Origin of the sequence: Pseudomonas sp. ADPe (genome assembly GCF_014843515.1) — a bacterium.
GTDB classification, from domain to species: domain Bacteria; phylum Pseudomonadota; class Gammaproteobacteria; order Pseudomonadales; family Pseudomonadaceae; genus Pseudomonas; species Pseudomonas citronellolis.
This window is the reverse complement of the sequence record NZ_CP062122.1, coordinates 6,613,848-6,638,906: the sequence shown is the minus strand read 5'-3', so window position 1 is coordinate 6,638,906 and position 25,059 is coordinate 6,613,848. Positions and strand designations below refer to the sequence as shown.

Below are 25,059 nucleotides of genomic sequence, written 5' to 3'. Positions count from 1 at the left end.
ATATAGCCCGCATAACTAGCCTCTCAAAATAAAAAGCCCCGTCAGGGCCTTTAATTCAACCTGACGCTATAACCGACCGAACAAGATCAGCAACGCCGCTAACACGTTTACCGCGAGCCAGTACATTTCGTAGGTCATGAAGTAAGAGGGGGCCTAAGCCCCCTCCTCCCCTGTTACATCGCGCGGCGCAGCCAGCGCAAAGCCGCGATGGCGAACAGCACGCCCAGGACCAGGTAGCCCAGCTCGTTGCTGTCCGCCTTGGCCGACGCAGCGTCGGTGGCCATCGAGGCCGGCAGCTCGGCGTAAGCCTGCATGGCCAGACCGCCCACACCAGCGGCGATGGCGCCGCCGGAGACCAGAGCCTTGCGGCCGTACTTCTTCACAGCGTTCATGTATTTCATGTTGGCGACCCTCCAGGTCAGTTGGTACTCAGATGCTTCTTCAGGGCGAGGACGCAGAACACCGCGAAGAACACACCAATGGTGTAATCCTGCAGCTCCTTGCGCTCCTCAGGCGACAGGGAGCCCAGGCTCCCCGCGTCCTGCACTGTCATGGCAGTCAGCTGGCCAGAGCACCGGGCAAGCCCGCTCTCGTCCACCAGCCAATCACCATCACAGACCAGGTACTTCATCGGTCACACTCAGCCCGTAGCCTTCAGCTGCTGCTGGGTGACCAGGGGAACCGGCTTGCCGCCGTTCTCGTTCGACAGCCACGTGTCCATGCCGACAGTGCCGCCAGCGGACTTCCACGGCCGGTTGTAGCAGGGCACACACACCTGCTTGCCCTTGAGGGTGTCGTAGAAGTCGCGAAGGCCGGCGTCGAGCTGCTGCTTGGACAGGCGAATGCCAGTAGTCACCTCGACCATCTGGCCGAACTGGTCCTGACTCTCGCCGCTGACCAGGACGTAGTGTTCCTCGAAGCCGTTGCGGGATTTTTTGACAGACGTGCCTTTGCACAGGCCGATTTTCACGAACATGGGGGAACCTCACGGGTAGCTTTTCGGGGTTGATCGCACCAGGACCAGAACCGGCGCAGGAGCAAGAAGAACGTGGCCAAGAAGGCGGCCAGGGAGGCAACCAGGATCACCACCACAAGCCAGATCGGCATGAGTTGGAAGGCATCCACCAGGGCCTTGAGAATCGGCGTCAGAGCGGCCGTAATGGCCAGGTACACCACCCAGCCGAATGCAAAACGGAGGGGCGCTTTCATCAGGCACCATCCCCTTGGGAGTCACGAAGGCAGTGCTCCCAGGCGTTCAGCTTGAGAGCAGTAAGGCGCTCGTAAACGTCGAACTCGATCAGGTCGGCTCCCAGGTAGCCCGAGAGCAAACCGGACACAAAGCCCAACTGAAAAGCACGCTCGGAAACAGGGCAGTAACGTAGCTTGGTGAGGCTCCTGTGGAGCCTGTGCAGATGGGCGCTAAGCATCACGCGGCCTCCACGCTGGGTTCGACGTACCCGGCCGGGCGCTGGGCGCCAAAGTCGACCTGGACGAACCGGAGCAGCGGAACCACATTGGTCGCCCGGTCGTGTTCCTGGAGCTTCTGCAGCTGAGCCTTGCTCAGGCCGGCAGCTTGGATATCACGCACATGGTCGTAGAACGTACGTCGAGCCATGGACGCCTGGGTTTCCTCCCAGCCGTAGTCCTTCAGGCTGCGGTAGGTGCGAAACAGGTTCCGCGCGTAGGAGTCGTTCGGCTTGCCCTTTCGGTCGTATTTCGGATGCGCAGCCACCAGCGCATCAAGCACTTTCTCGTCGTCAATCACTCTCATCTCTGCACCCTCGAAAGCTGCGAACAGGTCCGCAGTCACCGCTTGCCAGCACTCCTGAATCAGGCAACGGCCATCTGCCTCCAGCCCTGCTGGTAGGCGATCAGATCAACCAGGCGCGAAGGGATGCCGCGCCGCTCAAGCCACCGATGCATCACCGTGGCTTCCATCCTAAGCAGGTTTTTTGCCCACTCCTGGAGGTCCGGATTGCTCAGCACCTTCACGGTCCGAGCCGCCGAAAGATCACTCCGCCCTGCCCGCTTCGCGTCCTCCAACTGGCGGAGGAATTCCGGGTACTTCAGGTACGCCTTCAACCGCTTAAGCCGCGAGTCTTTGGCGCCCCAGTAGGCCGTGGTTTCGTAGTTGTCGCCCCGGCTCTTGGTGTGTCCGTTGGTGACGTTCATCAGCGCCTTGATCACCTGAAGCGCCGTGCGCTCATCAGGCAACCGCGAGGAGTAAGTGCAGTCGATCGTGTAGACCTGAGCGGCCGACACATCGAGCTTCGAAAACAGGTCGGGATACGTGCCAGCGATCCACTTCAGCATCACCTGGGCACCAAGGTTGATCGATGTAGGGCCGTACACGTTGTGGCCCTGGAGCAGCTTCGCCGGGCTGGCTTTCACCTCGATCCCTGGCATGAGCCGCTTCCCAAGCGACTGGTGGAACACCTTGAACGCAAGCGGCGTGAATCCGGTGCTCAACGACTCCCAGGTGTGTCGCAGGTAGTCGGCCTGTAATTGGCCGTCCTCTCCCCTGCTAATCTGGCCCTGAAGCGGAACACCTAGGGCCTCCAGATCGACCATGTGCACCGGATCAGCAGCACCATCGACACCGAGCAACTGGATATGCTCGATGGCGAACGGGATGAAGAGGTGCAGCTTGTCGAGCATTGGCAAAATCCCTGTCAATATCGGCATGCCGATACAATCTGGACGGGATCATAAGACTTGAAACTACCGGCGATCAACAACTTTTGTTCCGGTATACCGGAACTGTATGGAACCACAGTACCTAGGATGCGGTCATGAGCGAAAACAGCCAGGAACGCGCCATGACCATTGCCACTAACCTGAAGCGATTCAGGGAAGCGAAGAAGCTCACCCAGCGCGAGGTGTGGGAAGCGGCAGGCATCAGCAAGTCGAGCTACACCGCATACGAGGCCGGTCGTTCCGATCCCACCGGCGACATCATCGTGAAGCTCGCAAAAGCCCTGGGCGTAACCACAGACGAGTTGCTGCTTAACGACCAGGAAAGAACGGTATCCGAAGACCTAGCCCCCATCCTGCGCCGCTTCGACGCTCTGCCGGCAGATATCAGGAACCAAGCACGAATTGCCCTGAAAGGCGTGCTGTTCGGATACGAGCAGGAAGCACTGCGATAGCCCACCCGAGTGCGACCGTCGCACAAAAGTCCACCATTAGAGATGGTGGACCCGGCTGCCGCCGGGAGTGCGCTATCGGACACTCCGCGCAGCCCCAAAAAGCCATGGAGCGGCAGTGACCCTCGAATACATCCTGACAATCCTGCTCCAGAGCAACCCGACGCCTACCACTGTAATTACGGTGCACACCCCCTACCCCACGAAAGAGGCGTGCACCACCGCAGGAAAAGCCATGGCGGCCGCAGAAAAAGCGACTAGGAAGACGGACAAGAACTACCTGGTCTACTGCCGTGGAGTCATACCCAAGGCAGCGCCGGAGGCATCTAAAAACCAGGGGTGAACCCCTGCGGCCTCCGGCCTACCCCCGGCCCGCTGCAAGCCGGCCTTACCCTCCAGGAACATTCGTTCCTTCCGCCAGGGCTCCGCCCTGCGCCTTCCGGCTACCCGTTGGCCCGCAGGGCCAATGCTTCGCGCTCTCCACCGGCTGGGCTAGACGGCTGAACATTCCTCGGAAGTCTGCGAGCACAACGTGCGCACACGCACAGAGGCCCCTGGAAGGCCGCTGTACGCGCAATTGGGGTGATCATGGCGCGGGGTGGGCTTGTGCCGAGACGAGTCCGGCGCCTCGCGAGCCAGCCGCCGAGCGAGGCGAACCAAGTTATCGTTACGTAACGGATATTGCCGACGAACGGTCGATTTATCGTTACGTTACGCTAGCCTATTTATCGTTACGTTACTATAATTAGACCATGAGCAACGGCAACGGAGCCAACCGCCATGATCGACCACCTGGACAAGCAAACCCAACCGATGGACCTGGAACCCAAGCGCGGCCGTGGTCGCCCGGCGACAGGCCAGGCGTTGAGCAATGCTGAGCGTCAACGCCTCTACCGCGAACGCCAAAAAGCGCAACGTAACGAAAATGACGATGCAAAGCGCGTACGCGCGCTGGAAAAGGAGCTGGCAGAGATCAAGGCCATGTACCAGCTCCGCAGCGACCAGCTGGACGACCGCATAGCCGAAGTCCAAAGGCTGAAAGCCGAGCTGACGTCACGTAACGAAAAGGCCAATCCGCTGAACGCGGCAGCAGAGCTAATCCAATACCACGCGCAGAGCTGGGACACGCGGTCGAGGAAATGGAAAACGATCGGCGAAACAAACCCGGATAACGAACCGTTCGACAACTGGCGGGACGCCGAAAAGTTCGTAAAAGACCTGCTGAAAGCTGGATCAGCACTGCGTTACAGGATCGTACCGGCAAACCTGCCAGTCACCGAATATAAGTAACGTAACGCTAAAGATCCAGAATCGCACGGCAGGCCGCCTGGAGCGCTTCCAGGCGGTCATCCAGCAAAGCCCCTTCATCATCGAGCTGGGCAACCCGGCGCCTCAGTTGTCGAATCTCACCCGCAAGCCGCGGGTAGTCCTCAAGCATGCAGCAAACCGCGTCCAGGGCATCGCGCCCCGGGAACCAGAGTTTTGCGTCACGTAACAGATATTCGGGGATGTCTAGGGCGGGCATCGCATAATGGACATTACGCTAAATCGGCCCCGGAGCTTATCAGCATTGTCCGGAGCCGACTTAACGTAACGTCACGATATTATGCGAAGCCTAGGGTTTCTCTTCCTGCCGCTACTCCCGATCACCGGACCACAGCACCAGGTACACCGGAAGCCAGATCGGCATAAGCAACACGCCCAACGTAAACAGGTCAATCTCCATCATCGCCACGGCCTCGACGGGTATTCGCTGTCAGGCACGATCGTAAGACGCGTGCCACCGAAACCGCCATCGGTCGCTGAAGCCAGCGGCGCGCCGCTGGACACGTCGCGCGGTGCTCCTACGTCGCTTCCGCTTGCGACGAGGCCAGCGGTTGGCGGCTGTGGCAACGAGGCCACCTGCTGGCTGCCATGATCCGGCAGCGTTGGATCGAAGAACCGATTCTCCACCGCGTTCATGCAGTACTCGAAAGTCGTCTGCACCTGGCTGCCTTGCTGGGTGTAACACCCGCACCCAGTCTTCTTCCCATGGTGCCAACCGACCTTCATGCGGCTACGCACGCTGTTGCGCTCCAGAAGCGTTTCATTGGTCGTCGAGACACAGTATGTGCGCGGGAAGCTGACGGGCTTGGTCAGCTCATCGTAGATCGGCGCCGACGACGGCACGGACGCAATCCGTGGCGTCCGGTCGGCCAGGTACTCCTGCAGCGTCTGCTTGCCCTTGCCCTTCACCGATTCCGGCGCCACGGCATCCACCACCGATCCCAGCACAGCAGCGCCCGAGGGCAGCGCCTGCTGCTCAGTAGGCGCATCGTGGGCGCCCACCTTCTCCTGATAACGCTGATAGAACCGATACCCGAAGACGGCCACCACACCCAGGCAGAGAAGCAGCGCATAGAGGGCCAGAGGCGCCTTGAATTTGAAGAAATGCGAAGCCCCCTGGGCCGTGGACTGGTAGACGTCGAAGAACTTCTTATCGAGCTTGATAGGCGTCGTCATGGCCGCCTTGAACGAGCTGGCCTTGTCGACATCGGACACCCTTCCCACTCGTGCCGCAAAATCCGCGACGACTTGAAGATGCGCTTGAAATGGATGTGCCGGTTGGTCAACCGGCGAGCGTGCACGTCAATGAAGCTGGGGTGCTGGGTGATTAGCCACAGCTCGCGTCCCTCATGGCGCACGGTTTCCATCTTGGAGCAGTACTCGGGAACCGGCTTGCGAATGTCCCTGGGCGGGAAAAAGCCCTGGGCCTCATCCACCACGATCAGACTGTTCTCGGGCAGTTCGAACCACTTATGCGGGTCCTCGAACTCGTACCATTCCGCCTTAAGCAGCTCGGGCTTAAGGCCGCGAATATTGTGGAAGTACACAAGCCGGCCTTCTTTAACCGCCTGCGCATCTACTTCCTTGATCGTGTTAAGCGTCTTGCCATTGCCAGGAAGACCAGTAACCAAGTTCAGTGGCGAGCCCATACGTTAAGCCTCCAAGACGCCATACTTTTTCTTGCGACCACTGAGCTTGTTAACGCCGTTCAAGATGAACCGGGTGGTCACTGCGGAAAGAACAATGTTCACCGCAACATCAACATTGGCCAGGCCAAGAATTTGCTGAACTTGGATGGGCATTCCGCCAAGGGCTGCAATCAAGTGATCCTTGGCGGCATTAATTGCCAGATTGATTCCGATATAGCTCATTACGCCAATGCCCAAGGCGCGAAGCACCATGTTCACCAGCGGAATAAGCACGAAGCTCAAAAACGAAAACGCATAGTAGAACCACATAATCAATCACCTCCAAAGGCGCGACCAACATACGTTGCAAAGAACAGGGATGCCCAGGCGACAAGGAACTTTCCAACCAGCTCGGCGTACTGACAGACCGGCTGCCAGTTAAACTGGAGAGGCCCTACATGCAGTGTTGTTGTTGAAATCGCCGGGCATGCCGAAGGCAAGAACCGAGTGCCTTCACCAAACAGCGAACCAATATCTACATCGCCACCATCGAGCATCGTGTACTTCTCCTGGCCTATTTCCTCGCCAATCTTGTCGAAACCTTTTTGTGCATCCTGGAGTTCCTTGTTCTCGCAATAGGCATTCTTCTGGCGCTCAGCAATCGCGCAGTTAACGGCATCGCCAGTGCACTTAAACGCCTTGTCACAAGCCGTACCCTCAACACCAGGTTCCTTGTTGTCACCATCGTCACCGTCGTTACCACCTCCGCCGCCACCGCTGGAGCCGTCGCCGCTACCATCGCCGCCGGTACTGCCGCCATCCCGCCACTGCCGCCGGTACTGCCGCCGCCAGAAGAGCCGCCATCGCCACCAGGCGTCGGGTTGTCGGGGTTCTCGTTCCCACCACCATTGGTGGAAACAGGCAGTACCGGACCAGGAATACCCGTCCGGGCACTTGTCGTCAGGATCGATATCCGGCGGTGTCGTCTCGGCCGCAGAACAGCCGACAGTGCCATTGGCCACGTGCTCGCACTTGAACTGCTTTGCCAGTTCGTCCAGATAATCCTGAAGATCTTGGTCAGGGTTGCCGGAGTTATCCGACATGACGTTATTACCAACCGGCTTCATTTCAACTTCGCATTGTGTGTCCGTACAGTTCTTCGGCTCTCCGGGCTCATAAATGCAACCATCCTTAATATCTGCATCGAGACCAAGAACAGCAGAACCATCAGCAAATGAATACTGAATGGTTTTCGTATATAAACTTTTAGCCAGGCACTCTCCATCAGTTGGAGGATCACAAACACCAGTAAGGCCATTAAATACAGTACCGGAAGGGCATGAATCACCAGATCTAATCGCAGACATGCCGGAGTGAATTGCGCCATCAGACACCCGCAGAGCGACACATCGGAACTGTGTGTCAGAAATCCTATCCAAGTGATCAAAGACAAACTGATTATCATAAGGAATCTGAGCGCAAGCAGAAAAGGGACTAGGGCCGGAGTAAGTATTCCCAGACCAGCTGGTAGTAGTCCAAATGTACTCAGACGAGTAAGCGGACAATGGGGGCATTAAAAATAAAAGCAAAATCAATATAGCCCGCATAACTAGCCTCTCAAAATAAAAAGCCCCGTCAGGGCCTTTAATTCAACCTGACGCTATAACCGACCGAATAAGATCAGCAACGCCGCTAACACATTTACCGCGAGCCAGTACATTTCGTAGGTCATGAAGTAAGAGGGGGCCTAAGCCCCCTCCTCCCCTGTTACATCGCGCGGCGCAGCCAGCGCAAAGCCGCGATGGCGAACAGCACGCCCAGGACCAGGTAGCCCAGCTCGTTGCTGTCCGCCTTGGCCGACGCAGCGTCGGTGGCCATCGAGGCCGGCAGCTCGGCGTAAGCCTGCATGGCCAGACCGCCCACACCAGCGGCGATGGCGCCGCCGGAGACCAGAGCCTTGCGGCCGTACTTCTTCACAGCGTTCATGTATTTCATGTTGGCGACCCTCCAGGTCAGTTGGTACTCAGATGCTTCTTCAGGGCGAGGACGCAGAACACCGCGAAGAACACACCGATGGTGTAATCCTGCAGCTCCTTGCGCTCCTCAGGCGTCAGGGAGCCCAGGCTCCCGCGTCCTGCACTGTCATGGCAGTCAGCTGGCCAGAGCACCGGGCAAGCCCGCTCTCGTCCACCAGCCAATCACCATCACAGACCAGGTACTTCATCGGTCACACTCAGCCCGTAGCCTTCAGCTGCTGCTGGGTGACCAGAGGAACCGGCTTGCCGCCGTTCTCGTTCGACAGCCACGTGTCCATGCCGACAGTGCCGCCAGCGGACTTCCACGGCCGGTTGTAGCAGGGCACACACACCTGCTTGCCCTTCAGCGTGTCGTAGTAATCGCGCAGGCCGGCGTCGAGCTGCTGCTTGGAAAGGCGAATGCCAGTAGTCACCTCGACCACCTGGCCGAACTGGTCCTGACTCTCGCCGCTGACCAGGACGTAGTGCTCTTGGAAGCCGTTGCGGGACTCTTTGACAGACGTGCCTTTGCACAGGCCGATTTTCACGAACATGGGGGAACCTCACGGGTAGCTTTTCGGGGTTGATCGCACCAGGACCAGAACCGGCGCAGGAACAGGAAGAACGTGGCCAGGAAGGCAACCAGGGAGGCAACCAGGATCACCACCACAAGCCAGATCGGCATGAGCTGGAAGACATCCACCAGGGCCTTGAGAATCGGCGTCAGAGCGGCCGTAATGGCCAGGTACACCACCCAGCCGAATGCAAAACGGAGGGGCGCTTTCATCAGGCACCCTCCCTTGGGAGTCACGAAGGCAGTGCTCCCAGGCGTTCAGCTTGAGAGCAGTAAGGCGCTCGTAAACGTCGAACTCGATCAGGGCGGCTTCCAGGTAGCCCGAGAGCAAACCGGACACAAAGCCCAACTGAAAAGCACGCTCGGAAACAGGGCAGTAACGTAGCTTGGTGAGGCTCCCGTGGAGCCTGTGCAGATGGGCGCTAAGCATTACGCGGCCTCCACGCTGGGTTCCACGTACCAGTCAGGCACCTGGGCGCTGAAGTCGACCTCCAAGAGCCGCAGGATCGGCACCACGTTGCGCGTGTTGTCGTAGTCCTTCAGGTTCTGCAGCATGGCCTTGGAGATGCCCACGGCCTCCAAGTCGGCAACATGTCGGTAGAACGACGCACGGGACATCGACGCCATGGTCTCTTCCCAGCCGTAGTCCTTCAGGCTGCGGTACGTGCGGAACAGGTTGCGGGCCTGGGCATCACTCGCCTTACCCGGCACGAACATCGGCGGAATGATGGTCCCAGTTGCCTTGTCTGCCCGGGCCTTGGTCCACTTCCCCTTCCCTACCTTCGTGTACTTCTCGATCAGTGCGGCCAGCACTTTTTCATCGTCAATTCGCTTCATGGTCATACCCTCAAAGGCCGCGAACAATTCGCCAGTCACTGCGCTCCAACATTCCTGGATGAAACAGCGCTCCTGGTCGCGGAGCGCCTCCTGGTAGTCACACAACTCCCACAGGTTCGTCGGCAGATTCCGACGCTCCAGCCAGCGGTGCATGACGGTCGCCTCAAGGCGAAGAAGAAGCCGGGCGAACTCCTGAAGCCGTGGGTCCTGCATGACCCGTAGAGTCCGAGCGGCTGACAGATGGGACATGGCGCAACGGGCCTCACGCTTGAGCACCTTCCAGGCACGGACGTGGGCGTTGTCCAGGTCATCCCGGGGCTCCGGTTCGACGAAGCGCCGCGAGCGGCTTTCTTGACCTCTTCCAGCTGACGCTGGAACTCCGGCCTTCAGGTACGCCTTGATCTTGCGGAGACGACCATCCTTGGCGCCCCAGTAGGCGGTGGTTTCGTAGTCGTCACCGCGGTTGCGTGTCTGGCCGTTGCTGACGCCACGCATGAACTGGATCACCTGGAGCGCGGTCTGTTCGTTCGGCATGCGTGCCGAGAACGTGCAGTCCAAGGCGTACACCTCGATCGACAGAACATCGAGCTTGGCCCAAAGGTCCGGGTAGGAGCCGGCCAGCCACTTCAGCATCACCTCGGCGCCCTTCCGGATCGAGGTTGGGCCGAACACGTTGTGCCCCTGGAGCAGCTTCGCCGGGCTGGCTTTCAGCTCAACGCCAGGATCGAGGCGCTTGCCTAGACTCTGGTGGAACACCTTGAAGGCCATGGGCGTGTAGCTCGACGGCAGCGACTCCCAGGCGTGGGACAAGTCCTCGACGTCGTAACCGCCCTCCTCCCGCTTGGTCACACCGCCAGAGGATCGAACCCGAACGCCCAGCGACTCCAGGTCAACGACCAGCGTCGGCGAGTCAACCTTGCCGATCAGTTGGACGTGTTCCTTGCGGAAGCGGATGAACATGTGGATTCGGTCGAGCATCGGATGCATGCACACACATAACATTTGGCGCGAATGTAGACGTGCACATGCACACACGTCAACACTAATAACCTGCACACATGCATATTTGGAAGGTGCGAACCATGAGACGAGACATGCCAACCAACATCCGACTGACCCAGGCAGAGCAAGAAGCGCTGCGGAAAAAAGCCGTTGAAATCAACAAGGAGCTGGTCAAGAGGGGCATGCAGCCGATGAAAGACTCAGAGCTGGTACACGCCTTCTTGGAGCGCGTCATCACGTCGCTTGAAGTGAGCGCGTCAGGGGCGATAAGCCTACGGATTGACTGATCAAAAAATGATCGGAAATTCTCACCATGAGACAAGAGTCCACCATTAGAGATGGTGGACCCGGCTGCGCCGGGAGTGCACTACCGGACACTCCGCGCAACCCCCAAAAAGCCATGGAGCGGCAGTGACCCTCGAATACATCCTGACAATCCTGCTCCAGAGCAACCCGACGCCTACCCCCGCAATTACGGTGCATGCCCCCTACCCCACGAAAGAGGCGTGCACCACCGCAGGCAAAGCCATGGCAGATGCAGACAAAGCGACCAGAAAGACGGACAGGAACTACCTGATCTACTGCCGTGGAGTCATACCCAAGGCAGCGCCGGAGGCATCTAAAAACCAGGGGTAAACCCCTGCGGCCTCTGGCCTACCCGCCCCGCTGCAAGCCGGCCTTACCCTCCAGGAACATTCGTTCCTTCCGCCAGGGCTCCGCCCTGCGCCTTCCGGCTACCCGTTGGCCCGGAGGGCCAATGCTTCGCGCTCTCCCCGCTGGGCTAGACGGCTGAACATTCCTCGGAAGTCTGCGAGCACAACATGCGCGCAAGCACAAAGGCCCCTGGAAGGCCGCTGTACGCGCAATTGGGGTAATCAGTAAGAGAAGTGGGCTCAGAGTTCGAGGATCGCGCGACACGCGTCCTGGAGGACCTGGAGGCGCTTGTCGAGAAGAGCCCCTTCCTCGTCCAGGCCAGCAACCCGGCGGCGCAGCCTGCGCAGATCGGCCACGACGTTGGGGTAGTCCTGGAGCACGTAGGAAACCGCTTGCAGCGGGTCACGCGATGGGGCGTAGAGGGTGGCCAATTCGACCAGGTGGTGCGGGATTTCGAGGGACACGGGCGTTCGCATAATGGGCATTACGTTACGCGACGCGCGGAGGCGTGGCCATATTCCGCACGCCGCTCAACGTAACGTCACGATATTATGCGAAGCCTAGGGTTTCTCTTCCTGCCGCTACTCCCGATCACCGGACCACAGCACCAGGTACACCGGAAGCCAGATCGGCATAAGCAACACGCCCAACGTAAACAGGTCAATCTCCATCATCGCCACGGCCTCGACGGGTATTCGCTGTCAGGCACGATCGTAAGACGCGTGCCACCGAAACCGCCATCGGTCGCTGAAGCCAGCGGCGCGCCGCTGGACACGTCGCGCGGTGCTCCTACGTCGCTTCCGCTTGCGACGAGGCCAGCGGTTGGCGGCTGTGGCAACGAGGCCACCTGCTGGCTGCCATGATCCGGCAGCGTTGGATCGAAGAACCGATTCTCCACCGCGTTCATGCAGTACTCGAAAGTCGTCTGCACCTGGCTGCCTTGCTGGGTGTAACACCCGCACCCAGTCTTCTTCCCATGGTGCCAACCGACCTTCATGCGGCTACGCACGCTGTTGCGCTCCAGAAGCGTTTCATTGGTCGTCGAGACACAGTATGTGCGCGGGAAGCTGACGGGCTTGGTCAGCTCATCGTAGATCGGCGCCGACGACGGCACGGACGCAATCCGTGGCGTCCGGTCGGCCAGGTACTCCTGCAGCGTCTGCTTGCCCTTGCCCTTCACCGATTCCGGCGCCACGGCATCCACCACCGATCCCAGCACAGCAGCGCCCGAGGGCAGCGCCTGCTGCTCAGTAGGCGCATCGTGGGCGCCCACCTTCTCCTGATAACGCTGATAGAACCGATACCCGAAGACGGCCACCACACCCAGGCAGAGAAGCAGCGCATAGAGGGCCAGAGGCGCCTTGAATTTGAAGAAATGCGAAGCCCCCTGGGCCGTGGACTGGTAGACGTCGAAGAACTTCTTATCGAGCTTGATAGGCGTCGTCATGGCCGCCTTGAACGAGCTGGCCTTGTCGACATCGGACACCCCTTCCCACTCGTGCCGCAAAATCCGCGACGACTTGAAGATGCGCTTGAAATGGATGTGCCGGTTGGTCAACCGGCGAGCGTGCACGTCAATGAAGCTGGGGTGCTGGGTGATTAGCCACAGCTCGCGTCCCTCATGGCGCACGGTTTCCATCTTGGAGCAGTACTCGGGAACCGGCTTGCGAATGTCCCTGGGCGGGAAAAAGCCCTGGGCCTCATCCACCACGATCAGACTGTTCTCGGGCAGTTCGAACCACTTATGCGGGTCCTCGAACTCGTACCATTCCGCCTTAAGCAGCTCGGGCTTAAGGCCGCGAATATTGTGGAAGTACACAAGCCGGCCTTCTTTAACCGCCTGCGCATCTACTTCCTTGATCGTGTTAAGCGTCTTGCCATTGCCAGGAAGACCAGTAACCAAGTTCAGTGGCGAGCCCATACGTTAAGCCTCCAAGACGCCATACTTTTTCTTGCGACCACTGAGCTTGTTAACGCCGTTCAAGATGAACCGGGTGGTCACTGCGGAAAGAACAATGTTCACCGCAACATCAACATTGGCCAGGCCAAGAATTTGCTGAACTTGGATGGGCATTCCGCCAAGGGCTGCAATCAAGTGATCCTTGGCGGCATTAATTGCCAGATTGATTCCGATATAGCTCATTACGCCAATGCCCAAGGCGCGAAGCACCATGTTCACCAGCGGAATAAGCACGAAGCTCAAAAACGAAAACGCATAGTAGAACCACATAATCAATCACCTCCAAAGGCGCGACCAACATACGTTGCAAAGAACAGGGATGCCCAGGCGACAAGGAACTTTCCAACCAGCTCGGCGTACTGACAGACCGGCTGCCAGTTAAACTGGAGAGGCCCTACATGCAGTGTTGTTGTTGAAATCGCCGGGCATGCCGAAGGCAAGAACCGAGTGCCTTCACCAAACAGCGAACCAATATCTACATCGCCACCATCGAGCATCGTGTACTTCTCCTGGCCTATTTCCTCGCCAATCTTGTCGAAACCTTTTTGTGCATCCTGGAGTTCCTTGTTCTCGCAATAGGCATTCTTCTGGCGCTCAGCAATCGCGCAGTTAACGGCATCGCCAGTGCACTTAAACGCCTTGTCACAAGCCGTACCCTCAACACCAGGTTCCTTGTTGTCACCATCGTCACCGTCGTTACCACCTCCGCCGCCACCGCTGGAGCCGTCGCCGCTACCATCGCCGCCGGTACTGCCGCCATCCCGCCACTGCCGCCGGTACTGCCGCCGCCAGAAGAGCCGCCATCGCCACCAGGCGTCGGGTTGTCGGGGTTCTCGTTCCCACCACCATTGGTAAACAGGCAGTACCGGACCAGGAATACCCGTCCGGGCACTTGTCGTCAGGATCGATATCCGGCGGTGTCGTCTCGGCCGCAGAACAGCCGACAGTGCCATTGGCCACGTGCTCGCACTTGAACTGCTTTGCCAGTTCGTCCAGATAATCCTGAAGATCTTGGTCAGGGTTGCCGGAGTTATCCGACATGACGTTATTACCAACCGGCTTCATTTCAACTTCGCATTGTGTGTCCGTACAGTTCTTCGGCTCTCCGGGCTCATAAATGCAACCATCCTTAATATCTGCATCGAGACCAAGAACAGCAGAACCATCAGCAAATGAATACTGAATGGTTTTCGTATATAAACTTTTAGCCAGGCACTCTCCATCAGTTGGAGGATCACAAACACCAGTAAGGCCATTAAATACAGTACCGGAAGGGCATGAATCACCAGATCTAATCGCAGACATGCCGGAGTGAATTGCGCCATCAGACACCCGCAGAGCGACACATCGGAACTGTGTGTCAGAAATCCTATCCAAGTGATCAAAGACAAACTGATTATCATAAGGAATCTGAGCGCAAGCAGAAAAGGGACTAGGGCCGGAGTAAGTATTCCCAGACCAGCTGGTAGTAGTCCAAATGTACTCAGACGAGTAAGCGGACAATGGGGGCATTAAAAATAAAAGCAAAATCAATATAGCCCGCATAACTAGCCTCTCAAAATAAAAAAAGCCCCGTCAGGGGCCTTTAATTCAACCTGACGCTATAACCGACCGAATAAGATCAGCAACGCCGCTAACACATTTACCGCGAGCCAGTACATTTCGTAGGTCATGAAGTAAGAGGGGGCCTAAGCCCCCTCCTCCCCTGTTACATCGCGCGGCGCAGCCAGCGCAAAGCCGCGATGGCGAACAGCACGCCCAGGACCAGGTAGCCCAGCTCGTTGCTGTCCGCCTTGGCCGACGCAGCGTCGGTGGCCATCGAGGCCGGCAGCTCGGCGTAAGCCTGCATGGCCAGACCGCCCACACCAGCGGCGATGGCGCCGCCGGAGACCAGAGCCTTGCGGCCGTACTTCTTCACAGCGTTCATGTATTTCATGTTGGCGACCCTCCAGGTCAGTTGGTACTCAGATGCTTCTTCAGGGCGAGGACGCAGAACACCGCGAAGAACACACCGATGGTGTAATCCTGCAGCTCCTTGCGCTCCTCAGGCGTCAGGGAGCCCAGGCTCCCCGCGTCCTGCACTGTCATGGCAGTCAGCTGGCCAGAGCACCGGGCAAGCCCGCTCTCGTCCACCAGCCAATCACCATCACAGACCAGGTACTTCATCGGTCACACTCAGCCCGTAGCCTTCAGCTGCTGCTGGGTGACCAGAGGAACCGGCTTGCCGCCGTTCTCGTTCGACAGCCACGTGTCCATGCCGACAGTGCCGCCAGCGGACTTCCACGGCCGGTTGTAGCAGGGCACACACACCTGCTTGCCCTTCAGCGTGTCGTAGTAATCGCGCAGGCCGGCGTCGAGCTGCTGCTTGGAAAGGCGAATGCCAGTAGTCACCTCGACCACCTGGCCGAACTGGTCCTGACTCTCGCCGCTGACCAGGACGTAGTGCTCTTGGAAGCCGTTGCGGGACTCTTTGACAGACGTGCCTTTGCACAGGCCGATTTTCACGAACATGGGGGAACCTCACGGGTAGCTTTTCGGGGTTGATCGCACCAGGACCAGAACCGGCGCAGGAACAGGAAGAACGTGGCCAGGAAGGCAACCAGGGAGGCAACCAGGATCACCACCACAAGCCAGATCGGCATGAGCTGGAAGACATCCACCAGGGCCTTGAGAATCGGCGTCAGAGCGGCCGTAATGGCCAGGTACACCACCCAGCCGAATGCAAAACGGAGGGGCGCTTTCATCAGGCACCCTCCCTTGGGAGTCACGAAGGCAGTGCTCCCAGGCGTTCAGCTTGAGAGCAGTAAGGCGCTCGTAAACGTCGAACTCGATCAGGGCGGCTTCCAGGTAGCCCGAGAGCAAACCGGACACAAAGCCCAACTGAAAAGCACGCTCGGAAACAGGGCAGTAACGTAGCTTGGTGAGGCTCCCGTGGAGCCTGTGCAGATGGGCGCTAAGCATTACGCGGCCTCCACGCTGGGTTCCACGTACCAGTCAGGCACCTGGGCGCTGAAGTCGACCTCCAAGAGCCGCAGGATCGGCACCACGTTGCGCGTGTTGTCGTAGTCCTTCAGGTTCTGCAGCATGGCCTTGGAGATGCCCACGGCCTCCAAGTCGGCAACATGTCGGTAGAACGACGCACGGGACATCGACGCCATGGTCTCTTCCCAGCCGTAGTCCTTCAGGCTGCGGTACGTGCGGAACAGGTTGCGGGCCTGGGCATCACTCGCCTTACCCGGCACGAACATCGGCGGAATGATGGTCCCAGTTGCCTTGTCTGCCCGGGCCTTGGTCCACTTCCCCTTCCCTACCTTCGTGTACTTCTCGATCAGTGCGGCCAGCACTTTTTCATCGTCAATTCGCTTCATGGTCATACCCTCAAAGGCCGCGAACAATTCGCCAGTCACTGCGCTCCAACATTCCTGGATGAAACAGCGCTCCTGGTCGCGGAGCGCCTCCTGGTAGTCACACAACTCCCACAGGTTCGTCGGCAGATTCCGACGCTCCAGCCAGCGGTGCATGACGGTCGCCTCAAGGCGAAGAAGAAGCCGGGCGAACTCCTGAAGCCGTGGGTCCTGCATGACCCGTAGAGTCCGAGCGGCTGACAGATGGGACATGGCGCAACGGGCCTCACGCTTGAGCACCTTCCAGGCACGGACGTGGGCGTTGTCCAGGTCATCCCGGGGCTCCGGGTTCGACGAAGCGCCGCGAGCGGCTTTCTTGACCTCTTCCAGCTGACGCTGGAACTCCGGCCCCTTCAGGTACGCCTTGATCTTGCGGAGACGACCATCCTTGGCGCCCCAGTAGGCGGTGGTTTCGTAGTCGTCACCGCGGTTGCGTGTCTGGCCGTTGCTGACGCCACGCATGAACTGGATCACCTGGAGCGCGGTCTGTTCGTTCGGCATGCGTGCCGAGAACGTGCAGTCCAAGGCGTACACCTCGATCGACAGAACATCGAGCTTGGCCCAAAGGTCCGGGTAGGAGCCGGCCAGCCACTTCAGCATCACCTCGGCGCCCTTCCGGATCGAGGTTGGGCCGAACACGTTGTGCCCCTGGAGCAGCTTCGCCGGGCTGGCTTTCAGCTCAACGCCAGGATCGAGGCGCTTGCCTAGACTCTGGTGGAACACCTTGAAGGCCATGGGCGTGTAGCTCGACGGCAGCGACTCCCAGGCGTGGGACAAGTCCTCGACGTCGTAACCGCCCTCCTCCCGCTTGGTCACACCGCCAGAGGATCGAACCCGAACGCCCAGCGACTCCAGGTCAACGACCAGCGTCGGCGAGTCAACCTTGCCGATCAGTTGGACGTGTTCCTTGCGGAAGCGGATGAACATGTGGATTCGGTCGAGCATCGGATGCATGCACACACATAACATTTGGCGCGAATGTAGACGTGCACATGCACACACGTCAACACTAATAACCTGCACACATGCATATTTGGAAGGTGCGAACCATGAGACGAGACATGCCAACCAACATCCGACTGACCCAGGCAGAGCAAGAAGCGCTGCGGAAAAAAGCCGTTGAAATCAACAAGGAGCTGGTCAAGAGGGGCATGCAGCCGATGAAAGACTCAGAGCTGGTACACGCCTTCTTGGAGCGCGTCATCACGTCGCTTGAAGTGAGCGCGTCAGGGGCGATAAGCCTACGGATTGACTGATCAAAAAATGATCGGAAATTCTCACCATGAGACAAGAGTCCACCATTAGAGATGGTGGACCCGGCTGCGCCGGGAGTGCACTACCGGACACCCGCGCAACCCCAAAAGCCATGGAGCGGCAGTGACCCTCGAATACATCCTGACAATCCTGCTCCAGAGCAACCCGACGCCTACCCCCGCAATTACGGTGCATGCCCCCTACCCCACGAAAGAGGCGTGCACCACCGCAGGCAAAGCCATGGCAGATGCAGACAAAGCGACCAGAAAGACGGACAGGAACTACCTGATCTACTGCCGTGGAGTCATACCCAAGGCAGCGCCGGAGGCATCTAAAAACCAGGGGTAAACCCCTGCGGCCTCTGGCCTACCCCGCCCCGCTGCAAGCCGGCCTTACCCTCCAGGAACATTCGTTCCTTCCGCCAGGGCTCCGCCCTGCGCCTTCCGGCTACCCGTTGGCCCGGAGGGCCAATGCTTCGCGCTCTCCCCTCGCTGGGCTAGACGGCTGAACATTCCTCGGAAGTCTGCGAGCACAACATGCGCGCAAGCACAAAGGCCCCTGGAAGGCCGCTGTACGCGCAATTGGGGTAATCAGTAAGAGAAGTGGGCTCAGAGTTCGAGGATCGCGCGACACGCGTCCTGGAGGACCTGGAGGCGCTTGTCGAGAAGAGCCCCTTCCTCGTCCAGGCCAGCAACCCGGCGGCGCAGCCTGCGCAGATCGGCCACGACGTTGGGGTAGTCCTGGAGCACGTAGGAAACCGCTTGCAGCGGGTCACGCGATGGGGCGTAGAGGGTGGCCAATTCGACCAGGTGGTGCGGGATTTCGAGGGACACGGGCGTTCGCATAATGGGCATTACGTTACGCGACGCGCGGAGGCGTGGCCATATTCCGCACGCCGCTCAACGTAACGTCACGATATTATGCGAAGCCTAGGGTTTCTCTTCCTGCCGCTACTCCCGATCACCGGACCACAGCACCAGGTACACCGGAAGCCAGATCGGCATAAGCAACACGCCCAACGTAAACAGGTCAATCTCCATCATCGCCACGGCCTCGACGGGTATTCGCTGTCAGGCACGATCGTAAGACGCGTGCCACCGAAACCGCCATCGGTCGCTGAAGCCAGCGGCGCGCCGCTGGACACGTCGCGCGGTGCTCCTACGTCGCTTCCGCTTGCGACGAGGCCAGCGGTTGGCGGCTGTGGCAACGAGGCCACCTGCTGGCTGCCATGATCCGGCAGCGTTGGATCGAAGAACCGATTCTCCACCGCGTTCATGCAGTACTCGAAAGTCGTCTGCACCTGGCTGCCTTGCTGGGTGTAACACCCGCACCCAGTCTTCTTCCCATGGTGCCAACCGACCTTCATGCGGCTACGCACGCTGTTGCGCTCCAGAAGCGTTTCATTGGTCGTCGAGACACAGTATGTGCGCGGGAAGCTGACGGGCTTGGTCAGCTCATCGTAGATCGGCGCCGACGACGGCACGGACGCAATCCGTGGCGTCCGGTCGGCCAGGTACTCCTGCAGCGTCTGCTTGCCCTTGCCCTTCACCGATTCCGGCGCCACGGCATCCACCACCGATCCCAGCACAGCAGCGCCCGAGGGCAGCGCCTGCTGCTCAGTAGGCGCATCGTGGGCGCCCACCTTCTCCTGATAACGCTGATAGAACCGATACCCGAAGACGGCCACCACACCCAGGCAGAGAAGCAGCGCATAGAGGGCCAGAGGCGCCTTGAATTTGAAGAAATGCGAAGCCCCCTGGGCCGTGGACTGGTAGACGTCGAAGAACTTCTTATCGAGCTTGATAGGCGTCGTCATGGCCGCCTTGAACGAGCTGGCCTTGTCGACATCGGACACCCTTCCCACTCGTGCCGCAAAATCCGCGACGACTTGAAGATGCGCTTGAAATGGATGTGCCGGTTGGTCAACCGGCGAGCGTGCACGTCAATGAAGCTGGGGTGCTGGGTGATTAGCCACAGCTCGCGTCCCTCATGGCGCACGGTTTCCATCTTGGAGCAGTACTCGGGAACCGGCTTGCGAATGTCCCTGGGCGGGAAAAAGCCCTGGGCCTCATCCACCACGATCAGACTGTTCTCGGGCAGTTCGAACCACTTATGCGGGTCCTCGAACTCGTACCATTCCGCCTTAAGCAGCTCGGGCTTAAGGCCGCGAATATTGTGGAAGTACACAAGCCGGCCTTCTTTAACCGCCTGCGCATCTACTTCCTTGATCGTGTTAAGCGTCTTGCCATTGCCAGGAAGACCAGTAACCAAGTTCAGTGGCGAGCCCATACGTTAAGCCTCCAAGACGCCATACTTTTTCTTGCGACCACTGAGCTTGTTAACGCCGTTCAAGATGAACCGGGTGGTCACTGCGGAAAGAACAATGTTCACCGCAACATCAACATTGGCCAGGCCAAGAATTTGCTGAACTTGGATGGGCATTCCGCCAAGGGCTGCAATCAAGTGATCCTTGGCGGCATTAATTGCCAGATTGATTCCGATATAGCTCATTACGCCAATGCCCAAGGCGCGAAGCACCATGTTCACCAGCGGAATAAGCACGAAGCTCAAAAACGAAAACGCATAGTAGAACCACATAATCAATCACCTCCAAAGGCGCGACCAACATACGTTGCAAAGAACAGGGATGCCCAGGCGACAAGGAACTTTCCAACCAGCTCGGCGTACTGACAGACCGGCTGCCAGTTAAACTGGAGAGGCCCTACATGCAGTGTTGTTGTTGAAATCGCCGGGCATGCCGAAGGCAAGAACCGAGTGCCTTCACCAAACAGCGAACCAATATCTACATCGCCACCATCGAGCATCGTGTACTTCTCCTGGCCTATTTCCTCGCCAATCTTGTCGAAACCTTTTTGTGCATCCTGGAGTTCCTTGTTCTCGCAATAGGCATTCTTCTGGCGCTCAGCAATCGCGCAGTTAACGGCATCGCCAGTGCACTTAAACGCCTTGTCACAAGCCGTACCCTCAACACCAGGTTCCTTGTTGTCACCATCGTCACCGTCGTTACCACCTCCGCCGCCACCGCTGGAGCCGTCGCCGCTACCATCGCCGCCGGTACTGCCGCCATCCCCGCCACTGCCGCCGGTACTGCCGCCGCCAGAAGAGCCGCCATCGCCACCAGGCGTCGGGTTGTCGGGGTTCTCGTTCCCACCACCATTGGTAGGGAAACAGGCAGTACCGGACCAGGAATACCCGTCCGGGCACTTGTCGTCAGGATCGATATCCGGCGGTGTCGTCTCGGCCGCAGAACAGCCGACAGTGCCATTGGCCACGTGCTCGCACTTGAACTGCTTTGCCAGTTCGTCCAGATAATCCTGAAGATCTTGGTCAGGGTTGCCGGAGTTATCCGACATGACGTTATTACCAACCGGCTTCATTTCAACTTCGCATTGTGTGTCCGTACAGTTCTTCGGCTCTCCGGGCTCATAAATGCAACCATCCTTAATATCTGCATCGAGACCAAGAACAGCAGAACCATCAGCAAATGAATACTGAATGGTTTTCGTATATAAACTTTTAGCCAGGCACTCTCCATCAGTTGGAGGATCACAAACACCAGTAAGGCCATTAAATACAGTACCGGAAGGGCATGAATCACCAGATCTAATCGCAGACATGCCGGAGTGAATTGCGCCATCAGACACCCGCAGAGCGACACATCGGAACTGTGTGTCAGAAATCCTATCCAAGTGATCAAAGACAAACTGATTATCATAAGGAATCTGAGCGCAAGCAGAAAAGGGACTAGGGCCGGAGTAAGTATTCCCAGACCAGCTGGTAGTAGTCCAAATGTACTCAGACGAGTAAGCGGACAATGGGGGCATTAAAAATAAAAGCAAAATCAATATAGCCCGCATAACTAGCCTCTCAAAATAAAAAGCCCCGTCAGGGCCTTTAATTCAACCTGACGCTATAACCGACCGAATAAGATCAGCAACGCCGCTAACACATTTACCGCGAGCCAGTACATTTCGTAGGTCATGAAGTAAGAGGGGGCCTAAGCCCCCTCCTCCCCTGTTACATCGCGCGGCGCAGCCAGCGCAAAGCCGCGATGGCGAACAGCACGCCCAGGACCAGGTAGCCCAGCTCGTTGCTGTCCGCCTTGGCCGACGCAGCGTCGGTGGCCATCGAGGCCGGCAGCTCGGCGTAAGCCTGCATGGCCAGACCGCCCACACCAGCGGCGATGGCGCCGCCGGAGACCAGAGCCTTGCGGCCGTACTTCTTCACAGCGTTCATGTATTTCATGTTGGCGACCCTCCAGGTCAGTTGGTACTCAGATGCTTCTTCAGGGCGAGGACGCAGAACACCGCGAAGAACACACCGATGGTGTAATCCTGCAGCTCCTTGCGCTCCTCAGGCGTCAGGGAGCCCAGGCTCCCGCGTCCTGCACTGTCATGGCAGTCAGCTGGCCAGAGCACCGGGCAAGCCCGCTCTCGTCCACCAGCCAATCACCATCACAGACCAGGTACTTCATCGGTCACACTCAGCCCGTAGCCTTCAGCTGCTGCTGGGTGACCAGAGGAACCGGCTTGCCGCCGTTCTCGTTCGACAGCCACGTGTCCATGCCGACAGTGCCGCCAGCGGACTTCCACGGCCGGTTGTAGCAGGGCACACACACCTGCTTGCCCTTCAGCGTGTCGTAGTAATCGCGCAGGCCGGCGTCGAGCTGCTGCTTGGAAAGGCGAATGCCAGTAGTCACCTCGACCACCTGGCCGAACTGGTCCTGACTCTCGCCGCTGACCAGGACGTAGTGCTCTTGGAAGCCGTTGCGGGACTCTTTGACAGACGTGCCTTTGCACAGGCCGATTTTCACGAACATGGGGGAACCTCACGGGTAGCTTTTCGGGGTTGATCGCACCAGGACCAGAACCGGCGCAGGAACAGGAAGAACGTGGCCAGGAAGGCAACCAGGGAGGCAACCAGGATCACCACCACAAGCCAGATCGGCATGAGCTGGAAGACATCCACCAGGGCCTTGAGAATCGGCGTCAGAGCGGCCGTAATGGCCAGGTACACCACCCAGCCGAATGCAAAACGGAGGGGCGCTTTCATCAGGCACCCTCCCCTTGGGAGTCACGAAGGCAGTGCTCCCAGGCGTTCAGCTTGAGAGCAGTAAGGCGCTCGTAAACGTCGAACTCGATCAGGGCGGCTTCCAGGTAGCCCGAGAGCAAACCGGACACAAAGCCCAACTGAAAAGCACGCTCGGAAACAGGGCAGTAACGTAGCTTGGTGAGGCTCCCGTGGAGCCTGTGCAGATGGGCGCTAAGCATTACGCGGCCTCCACGCTGGGTTCCACGTACCAGTCAGGCACCTGGGCGCTGAAGTCGACCTCCAAGAGCCGCAGGATCGGCACCACGTTGCGCGTGTTGTCGTAGTCCTTCAGGTTCTGCAGCATGGCCTTGGAGATGCCCACGGCCTCCAAGTCGGCAACATGTCGGTAGAACGACGCACGGGACATCGACGCCATGGTCTCTTCCCAGCCGTAGTCCTTCAGGCTGCGGTACGTGCGGAACAGGTTGCGGGCCTGGGCATCACTCGCCTTACCCGGCACGAACATCGGCGGAATGATGGTCCCAGTTGCCTTGTCTGCCCGGGCCTTGGTCCACTTCCCCTTCCCTACCTTCGTGTACTTCTCGATCAGTGCGGCCAGCACTTTTTCATCGTCAATTCGCTTCATGGTCATACCCTCAAAGGCCGCGAACAATTCGCCAGTCACTGCGCTCCAACATTCCTGGATGAAACAGCGCTCCTGGTCGCGGAGCGCCTCCTGGTAGTCACACAACTCCCACAGGTTCGTCGGCAGATTCCGACGCTCCAGCCAGCGGTGCATGACGGTCGCCTCAAGGCGAAGAAGAAGCCGGGCGAACTCCTGAAGCCGTGGGTCCTGCATGACCCGTAGAGTCCGAGCGGCTGACAGATGGGACATGGCGCAACGGGCCTCACGCTTGAGCACCTTCCAGGCACGGACGTGGGCGTTGTCCAGGTCATCCCGGGCTCCGGGTTCGACGAAGCGCCGCGAGCGGCTTTCTTGACCTCTTCCAGCTGACGCTGGAACTCCGGCCTTCAGGTACGCCTTGATCTTGCGGAGACGACCATCCTTGGCGCCCCAGTAGGCGGTGGTTTCGTAGTCGTCACCGCGGTTGCGTGTCTGGCCGTTGCTGACGCCACGCATGAACTGGATCACCTGGAGCGCGGTCTGTTCGTTCGGCATGCGTGCCGAGAACGTGCAGTCCAAGGCGTACACCTCGATCGACAGAACATCGAGCTTGGCCCAAAGGTCCGGGTAGGAGCCGGCCAGCCACTTCAGCATCACCTCGGCGCCCTTCCGGATCGAGGTTGGGCCGAACACGTTGTGCCCCTGGAGCAGCTTCGCCGGGCTGGCTTTCAGCTCAACGCCAGGATCGAGGCGCTTGCCTAGACTCTGGTGGAACACCTTGAAGGCCATGGGCGTGTAGCTCGACGGCAGCGACTCCCAGGCGTGGGACAAGTCCTCGACGTCGTAACCGCCCTCCTCCCGCTTGGTCACACCGCCAGAGGATCGAACCCGAACGCCCAGCGACTCCAGGTCAACGACCAGCGTCGGCGAGTCAACCTTGCCGATCAGTTGGACGTGTTCCTTGCGGAAGCGGATGAACATGTGGATTCGGTCGAGCATCGGATGCATGCACACACATAACATTTGGCGCGAATGTAGACGTGCACATGCACACACGTCAACACTAATAACCTGCACACATGCATATTTGGAAGGTGCGAACCATGAGACGAGACATGCCAACCAACATCCGACTGACCCAGGCAGAGCAAGAAGCGCTGCGGAAAAAAGCCGTTGAAATCAACAAGGAGCTGGTCAAGAGGGGCATGCAGCCGATGAAAGACTCAGAGCTGGTACACGCCTTCTTGGAGCGCGTCATCACGTCGCTTGAAGTGAGCGCGTCAGGGGCGATAAGCCTACGGATTGACTGATCAAAAAATGATCGGAAATTCTCACCATGAGACAAGAGTCCACCATTAGAGATGGTGGACCCGGCTGCGCCGGGAGTGCACTACCGGACACTCCGCGCAACCCCCAAAAAGCCATGGAGCGGCAGTGACCCTCGAATACATCCTGACAATCCTGCTCCAGAGCAACCCGACGCCTACCCCCGCAATTACGGTGCATGCCCCCTACCCCACGAAAGAGGCGTGCACCACCGCAGGCAAAGCCATGGCAGATGCAGACAAAGCGACCAGAAAGA

The 25,059-nt window shown here is 58.8% G+C and carries 38 protein-coding genes and 1 pseudogene; 6 read left to right on the top strand and 33 right to left on the bottom strand.

What is annotated here, in order from left to right:
• Positions 1 to 173: 173 nt before the first annotated feature.
• The 5 genes and pseudogenes from IG194_RS29865 to IG194_RS29845 form a co-directional block, all read right to left on the bottom strand.
• A complete protein-coding gene (locus tag IG194_RS29865) occupies positions 174 to 401 on the bottom strand; it encodes a major capsid protein (RefSeq protein ID WP_064987534.1) in 228 nt (75 codons plus the stop codon).
• Positions 402 to 418: 17 nt separating this feature from the next.
• Complete coding sequence (locus IG194_RS29860; protein WP_192353613.1) at positions 419 to 631, bottom strand: hypothetical protein; 213 nt, start codon at positions 629 to 631, stop codon at positions 419 to 421.
• A gap of 9 nt (positions 632 to 640) precedes the next feature.
• Positions 641 to 976: a DNA-binding protein gene (locus IG194_RS29855; RefSeq protein ID WP_058487234.1), complete on the bottom strand. Its 336-nt coding sequence runs from the start codon at positions 974 to 976 to the stop codon at positions 641 to 643.
• Positions 967 to 1,209, bottom strand: a complete 243-nt coding sequence (locus IG194_RS29850) for a hypothetical protein (RefSeq protein WP_058487233.1) — start codon at positions 1,207 to 1,209, stop codon at positions 967 to 969. Before IG194_RS29850 ends, IG194_RS29855 begins: the two co-directional genes overlap by 10 nt.
• Positions 1,210 to 1,426: 217 nt before the next feature.
• Positions 1,427 to 2,658 (bottom strand): annotated as a pseudogene (locus IG194_RS29845) (phage/plasmid replication protein, II/X family).
• A 134-nt stretch (positions 2,659 to 2,792) separates the two neighbouring features.
• On the opposite strand from IG194_RS29845, the gene IG194_RS29840 reads away from it, so the two are divergent.
• From IG194_RS29840 to IG194_RS29830, 3 genes are all read left to right on the top strand, one after another.
• Positions 2,793 to 3,149, top strand: a complete 357-nt coding sequence (locus tag IG194_RS29840) for a helix-turn-helix domain-containing protein (protein ID WP_058487230.1) — start codon at positions 2,793 to 2,795, stop codon at positions 3,147 to 3,149.
• Positions 3,150 to 3,264: 115 nt separating this feature from the next.
• Positions 3,265 to 3,489: a hypothetical protein gene (locus IG194_RS29835; RefSeq protein WP_058487229.1), complete on the top strand. Its 225-nt coding sequence runs from the start codon at positions 3,265 to 3,267 to the stop codon at positions 3,487 to 3,489.
• Positions 3,490 to 3,926: 437 nt separating this feature from the next.
• Complete coding sequence (locus tag IG194_RS29830; protein ID WP_192353612.1) at positions 3,927 to 4,436, top strand: hypothetical protein; 510 nt, start codon at positions 3,927 to 3,929, stop codon at positions 4,434 to 4,436.
• A gap of 435 nt (positions 4,437 to 4,871) precedes the next feature.
• Here IG194_RS29830 and IG194_RS29825 read toward each other — a convergent pair whose 3' ends face one another.
• From IG194_RS29825 to IG194_RS29785, 9 genes are all read right to left on the bottom strand, one after another.
• Complete coding sequence (locus tag IG194_RS29825) at positions 4,872 to 5,687, bottom strand: hypothetical protein (protein ID WP_192353607.1); 816 nt, start codon at positions 5,685 to 5,687, stop codon at positions 4,872 to 4,874.
• Positions 5,645 to 6,121 carry a zonular occludens toxin domain-containing protein gene (locus IG194_RS29820; RefSeq protein WP_192353606.1) on the bottom strand — a complete coding sequence of 159 codons (477 nt, stop codon included), beginning with the start codon at positions 6,119 to 6,121 and terminating at the stop codon, positions 5,645 to 5,647. The genes IG194_RS29825 and IG194_RS29820 overlap by 43 nt, the downstream gene beginning before the upstream one ends.
• Before the next feature lie 3 nt (positions 6,122 to 6,124).
• Positions 6,125 to 6,430 carry a DUF2523 domain-containing protein gene (locus tag IG194_RS29815; protein WP_064987540.1) on the bottom strand — a complete coding sequence of 102 codons (306 nt, stop codon included), beginning with the start codon at positions 6,428 to 6,430 and terminating at the stop codon, positions 6,125 to 6,127.
• 2 nt (positions 6,431 to 6,432) lie between these two features.
• Positions 6,433 to 7,467 (bottom strand): virulence factor TspB C-terminal domain-related protein, encoded by a 1,035-nt coding sequence (locus IG194_RS29810; protein ID WP_192353611.1) that lies wholly within the window; start codon positions 7,465 to 7,467, stop codon positions 6,433 to 6,435.
• Positions 7,468 to 7,867: 400 nt separating this feature from the next.
• Positions 7,868 to 8,095 (bottom strand): major capsid protein, encoded by a 228-nt coding sequence (locus IG194_RS29805; protein ID WP_064987534.1) that lies wholly within the window; start codon positions 8,093 to 8,095, stop codon positions 7,868 to 7,870.
• Between the two features lie 17 nt (positions 8,096 to 8,112).
• Entirely contained in the window at positions 8,113 to 8,268 is a 156-nt protein-coding gene (locus IG194_RS29800) for a hypothetical protein (RefSeq protein ID WP_192353604.1), read from the bottom strand.
• A gap of 65 nt (positions 8,269 to 8,333) precedes the next feature.
• The gene (locus IG194_RS29795) at positions 8,334 to 8,669 is read right to left on the bottom strand and encodes a DNA-binding protein (RefSeq protein ID WP_058491111.1); all 336 of its coding nucleotides are present in this window, start codon (positions 8,667 to 8,669) and stop codon (positions 8,334 to 8,336) included.
• Positions 8,660 to 8,902, bottom strand: a complete 243-nt coding sequence (locus IG194_RS29790; RefSeq protein WP_058491113.1) for a hypothetical protein — start codon at positions 8,900 to 8,902, stop codon at positions 8,660 to 8,662. Before IG194_RS29790 ends, IG194_RS29795 begins: the two co-directional genes overlap by 10 nt.
• 216 nt (positions 8,903 to 9,118) lie before the next feature.
• Positions 9,119 to 10,504, bottom strand: a complete 1,386-nt coding sequence (locus tag IG194_RS29785) for a phage/plasmid replication protein, II/X family (protein WP_192353655.1) — start codon at positions 10,502 to 10,504, stop codon at positions 9,119 to 9,121.
• 116 nt (positions 10,505 to 10,620) lie between these two features.
• Here IG194_RS29785 and IG194_RS29780 point away from each other — a divergent pair, with 116 nt between their 5' ends.
• A complete protein-coding gene (locus IG194_RS29780) occupies positions 10,621 to 10,815 on the top strand; it encodes a hypothetical protein (RefSeq protein ID WP_058491119.1) in 195 nt (64 codons plus the stop codon).
• 606 nt (positions 10,816 to 11,421) lie between these two features.
• On the opposite strand, the gene IG194_RS29775 is transcribed toward IG194_RS29780, so the two are convergent.
• The 9 genes from IG194_RS29775 to IG194_RS29735 form a co-directional block, all read right to left on the bottom strand.
• Positions 11,422 to 11,646 carry a hypothetical protein gene (locus IG194_RS29775; protein ID WP_225617144.1) on the bottom strand — a complete coding sequence of 75 codons (225 nt, stop codon included), beginning with the start codon at positions 11,644 to 11,646 and terminating at the stop codon, positions 11,422 to 11,424.
• Positions 11,647 to 11,852: 206 nt separating this feature from the next.
• On the bottom strand, positions 11,853 to 13,103 hold the full coding sequence (locus tag IG194_RS29770) for a zonular occludens toxin domain-containing protein (protein ID WP_192353610.1): 1,251 nt from the start codon (positions 13,101 to 13,103) through the stop codon (positions 11,853 to 11,855).
• A 3-nt stretch (positions 13,104 to 13,106) separates the two neighbouring features.
• Entirely contained in the window at positions 13,107 to 13,412 is a 306-nt protein-coding gene (locus tag IG194_RS29765) for a DUF2523 domain-containing protein (RefSeq protein WP_064987540.1), read from the bottom strand.
• Positions 13,413 to 13,414: 2 nt separating this feature from the next.
• Entirely contained in the window at positions 13,415 to 14,095 is a 681-nt protein-coding gene (locus IG194_RS29760) for a virulence factor TspB C-terminal domain-related protein (RefSeq protein ID WP_192353609.1), read from the bottom strand.
• Between the two features lie 755 nt (positions 14,096 to 14,850).
• Entirely contained in the window at positions 14,851 to 15,078 is a 228-nt protein-coding gene (locus IG194_RS29755) for a major capsid protein (RefSeq protein ID WP_064987534.1), read from the bottom strand.
• A gap of 17 nt (positions 15,079 to 15,095) precedes the next feature.
• Positions 15,096 to 15,308 (bottom strand): hypothetical protein, encoded by a 213-nt coding sequence (locus IG194_RS29750; protein ID WP_192353608.1) that lies wholly within the window; start codon positions 15,306 to 15,308, stop codon positions 15,096 to 15,098.
• A gap of 9 nt (positions 15,309 to 15,317) precedes the next feature.
• Entirely contained in the window at positions 15,318 to 15,653 is a 336-nt protein-coding gene (locus IG194_RS29745) for a DNA-binding protein (protein ID WP_058491111.1), read from the bottom strand.
• Positions 15,644 to 15,886 carry a hypothetical protein gene (locus tag IG194_RS29740; protein ID WP_058491113.1) on the bottom strand — a complete coding sequence of 81 codons (243 nt, stop codon included), beginning with the start codon at positions 15,884 to 15,886 and terminating at the stop codon, positions 15,644 to 15,646. Before IG194_RS29740 ends, IG194_RS29745 begins: the two co-directional genes overlap by 10 nt.
• Positions 15,887 to 16,102: 216 nt before the next feature.
• On the bottom strand, positions 16,103 to 17,491 hold the full coding sequence (locus IG194_RS29735) for a phage/plasmid replication protein, II/X family (protein WP_058491117.1): 1,389 nt from the start codon (positions 17,489 to 17,491) through the stop codon (positions 16,103 to 16,105).
• 116 nt (positions 17,492 to 17,607) lie between these two features.
• On the opposite strand from IG194_RS29735, the gene IG194_RS29730 reads away from it, so the two are divergent.
• Positions 17,608 to 17,802, top strand: a complete 195-nt coding sequence (locus tag IG194_RS29730) for a hypothetical protein (protein ID WP_058491119.1) — start codon at positions 17,608 to 17,610, stop codon at positions 17,800 to 17,802.
• A 606-nt stretch (positions 17,803 to 18,408) separates the two neighbouring features.
• Here IG194_RS29730 and IG194_RS29725 read toward each other — a convergent pair.
• From IG194_RS29725 to IG194_RS29680, 10 genes are all read right to left on the bottom strand, one after another.
• Entirely contained in the window at positions 18,409 to 18,633 is a 225-nt protein-coding gene (locus IG194_RS29725) for a hypothetical protein (RefSeq protein WP_225617144.1), read from the bottom strand.
• A gap of 206 nt (positions 18,634 to 18,839) precedes the next feature.
• Entirely contained in the window at positions 18,840 to 19,655 is an 816-nt protein-coding gene (locus tag IG194_RS29720) for a hypothetical protein (RefSeq protein ID WP_192353607.1), read from the bottom strand.
• Entirely contained in the window at positions 19,613 to 20,089 is a 477-nt protein-coding gene (locus IG194_RS29715; RefSeq protein ID WP_192353606.1) for a zonular occludens toxin domain-containing protein, read from the bottom strand. Before IG194_RS29715 ends, IG194_RS29720 begins: the two co-directional genes overlap by 43 nt.
• Positions 20,090 to 20,092: 3 nt before the next feature.
• The gene (locus IG194_RS29710; protein ID WP_064987540.1) at positions 20,093 to 20,398 is read right to left on the bottom strand and encodes a DUF2523 domain-containing protein; all 306 of its coding nucleotides are present in this window, start codon (positions 20,396 to 20,398) and stop codon (positions 20,093 to 20,095) included.
• A gap of 2 nt (positions 20,399 to 20,400) precedes the next feature.
• Complete coding sequence (locus tag IG194_RS29705; RefSeq protein WP_192353605.1) at positions 20,401 to 21,438, bottom strand: virulence factor TspB C-terminal domain-related protein; 1,038 nt, start codon at positions 21,436 to 21,438, stop codon at positions 20,401 to 20,403.
• 400 nt (positions 21,439 to 21,838) lie between these two features.
• Positions 21,839 to 22,066 carry a major capsid protein gene (locus tag IG194_RS29700; RefSeq protein ID WP_064987534.1) on the bottom strand — a complete coding sequence of 76 codons (228 nt, stop codon included), beginning with the start codon at positions 22,064 to 22,066 and terminating at the stop codon, positions 21,839 to 21,841.
• A 17-nt stretch (positions 22,067 to 22,083) separates the two neighbouring features.
• Positions 22,084 to 22,239, bottom strand: coding sequence for a hypothetical protein (locus IG194_RS29695; RefSeq protein WP_192353604.1), 156 nt, complete (start codon positions 22,237 to 22,239; stop codon positions 22,084 to 22,086).
• A gap of 65 nt (positions 22,240 to 22,304) precedes the next feature.
• Positions 22,305 to 22,640, bottom strand: a complete 336-nt coding sequence (locus tag IG194_RS29690; protein WP_058491111.1) for a DNA-binding protein — start codon at positions 22,638 to 22,640, stop codon at positions 22,305 to 22,307.
• Positions 22,631 to 22,873 (bottom strand): hypothetical protein, encoded by a 243-nt coding sequence (locus tag IG194_RS29685; protein ID WP_058491113.1) that lies wholly within the window; start codon positions 22,871 to 22,873, stop codon positions 22,631 to 22,633. Before IG194_RS29685 ends, IG194_RS29690 begins: the two co-directional genes overlap by 10 nt.
• A 217-nt stretch (positions 22,874 to 23,090) precedes the next feature.
• Positions 23,091 to 24,476 (bottom strand): phage/plasmid replication protein, II/X family, encoded by a 1,386-nt coding sequence (locus IG194_RS29680; protein WP_225617245.1) that lies wholly within the window; start codon positions 24,474 to 24,476, stop codon positions 23,091 to 23,093.
• Between the two features lie 116 nt (positions 24,477 to 24,592).
• On the opposite strand from IG194_RS29680, the gene IG194_RS29675 reads away from it, so the two are divergent.
• Positions 24,593 to 24,787: a hypothetical protein gene (locus IG194_RS29675; protein ID WP_058491119.1), complete on the top strand. Its 195-nt coding sequence runs from the start codon at positions 24,593 to 24,595 to the stop codon at positions 24,785 to 24,787.
• Positions 24,788 to 25,059: the final 272 nt, after the last annotated feature.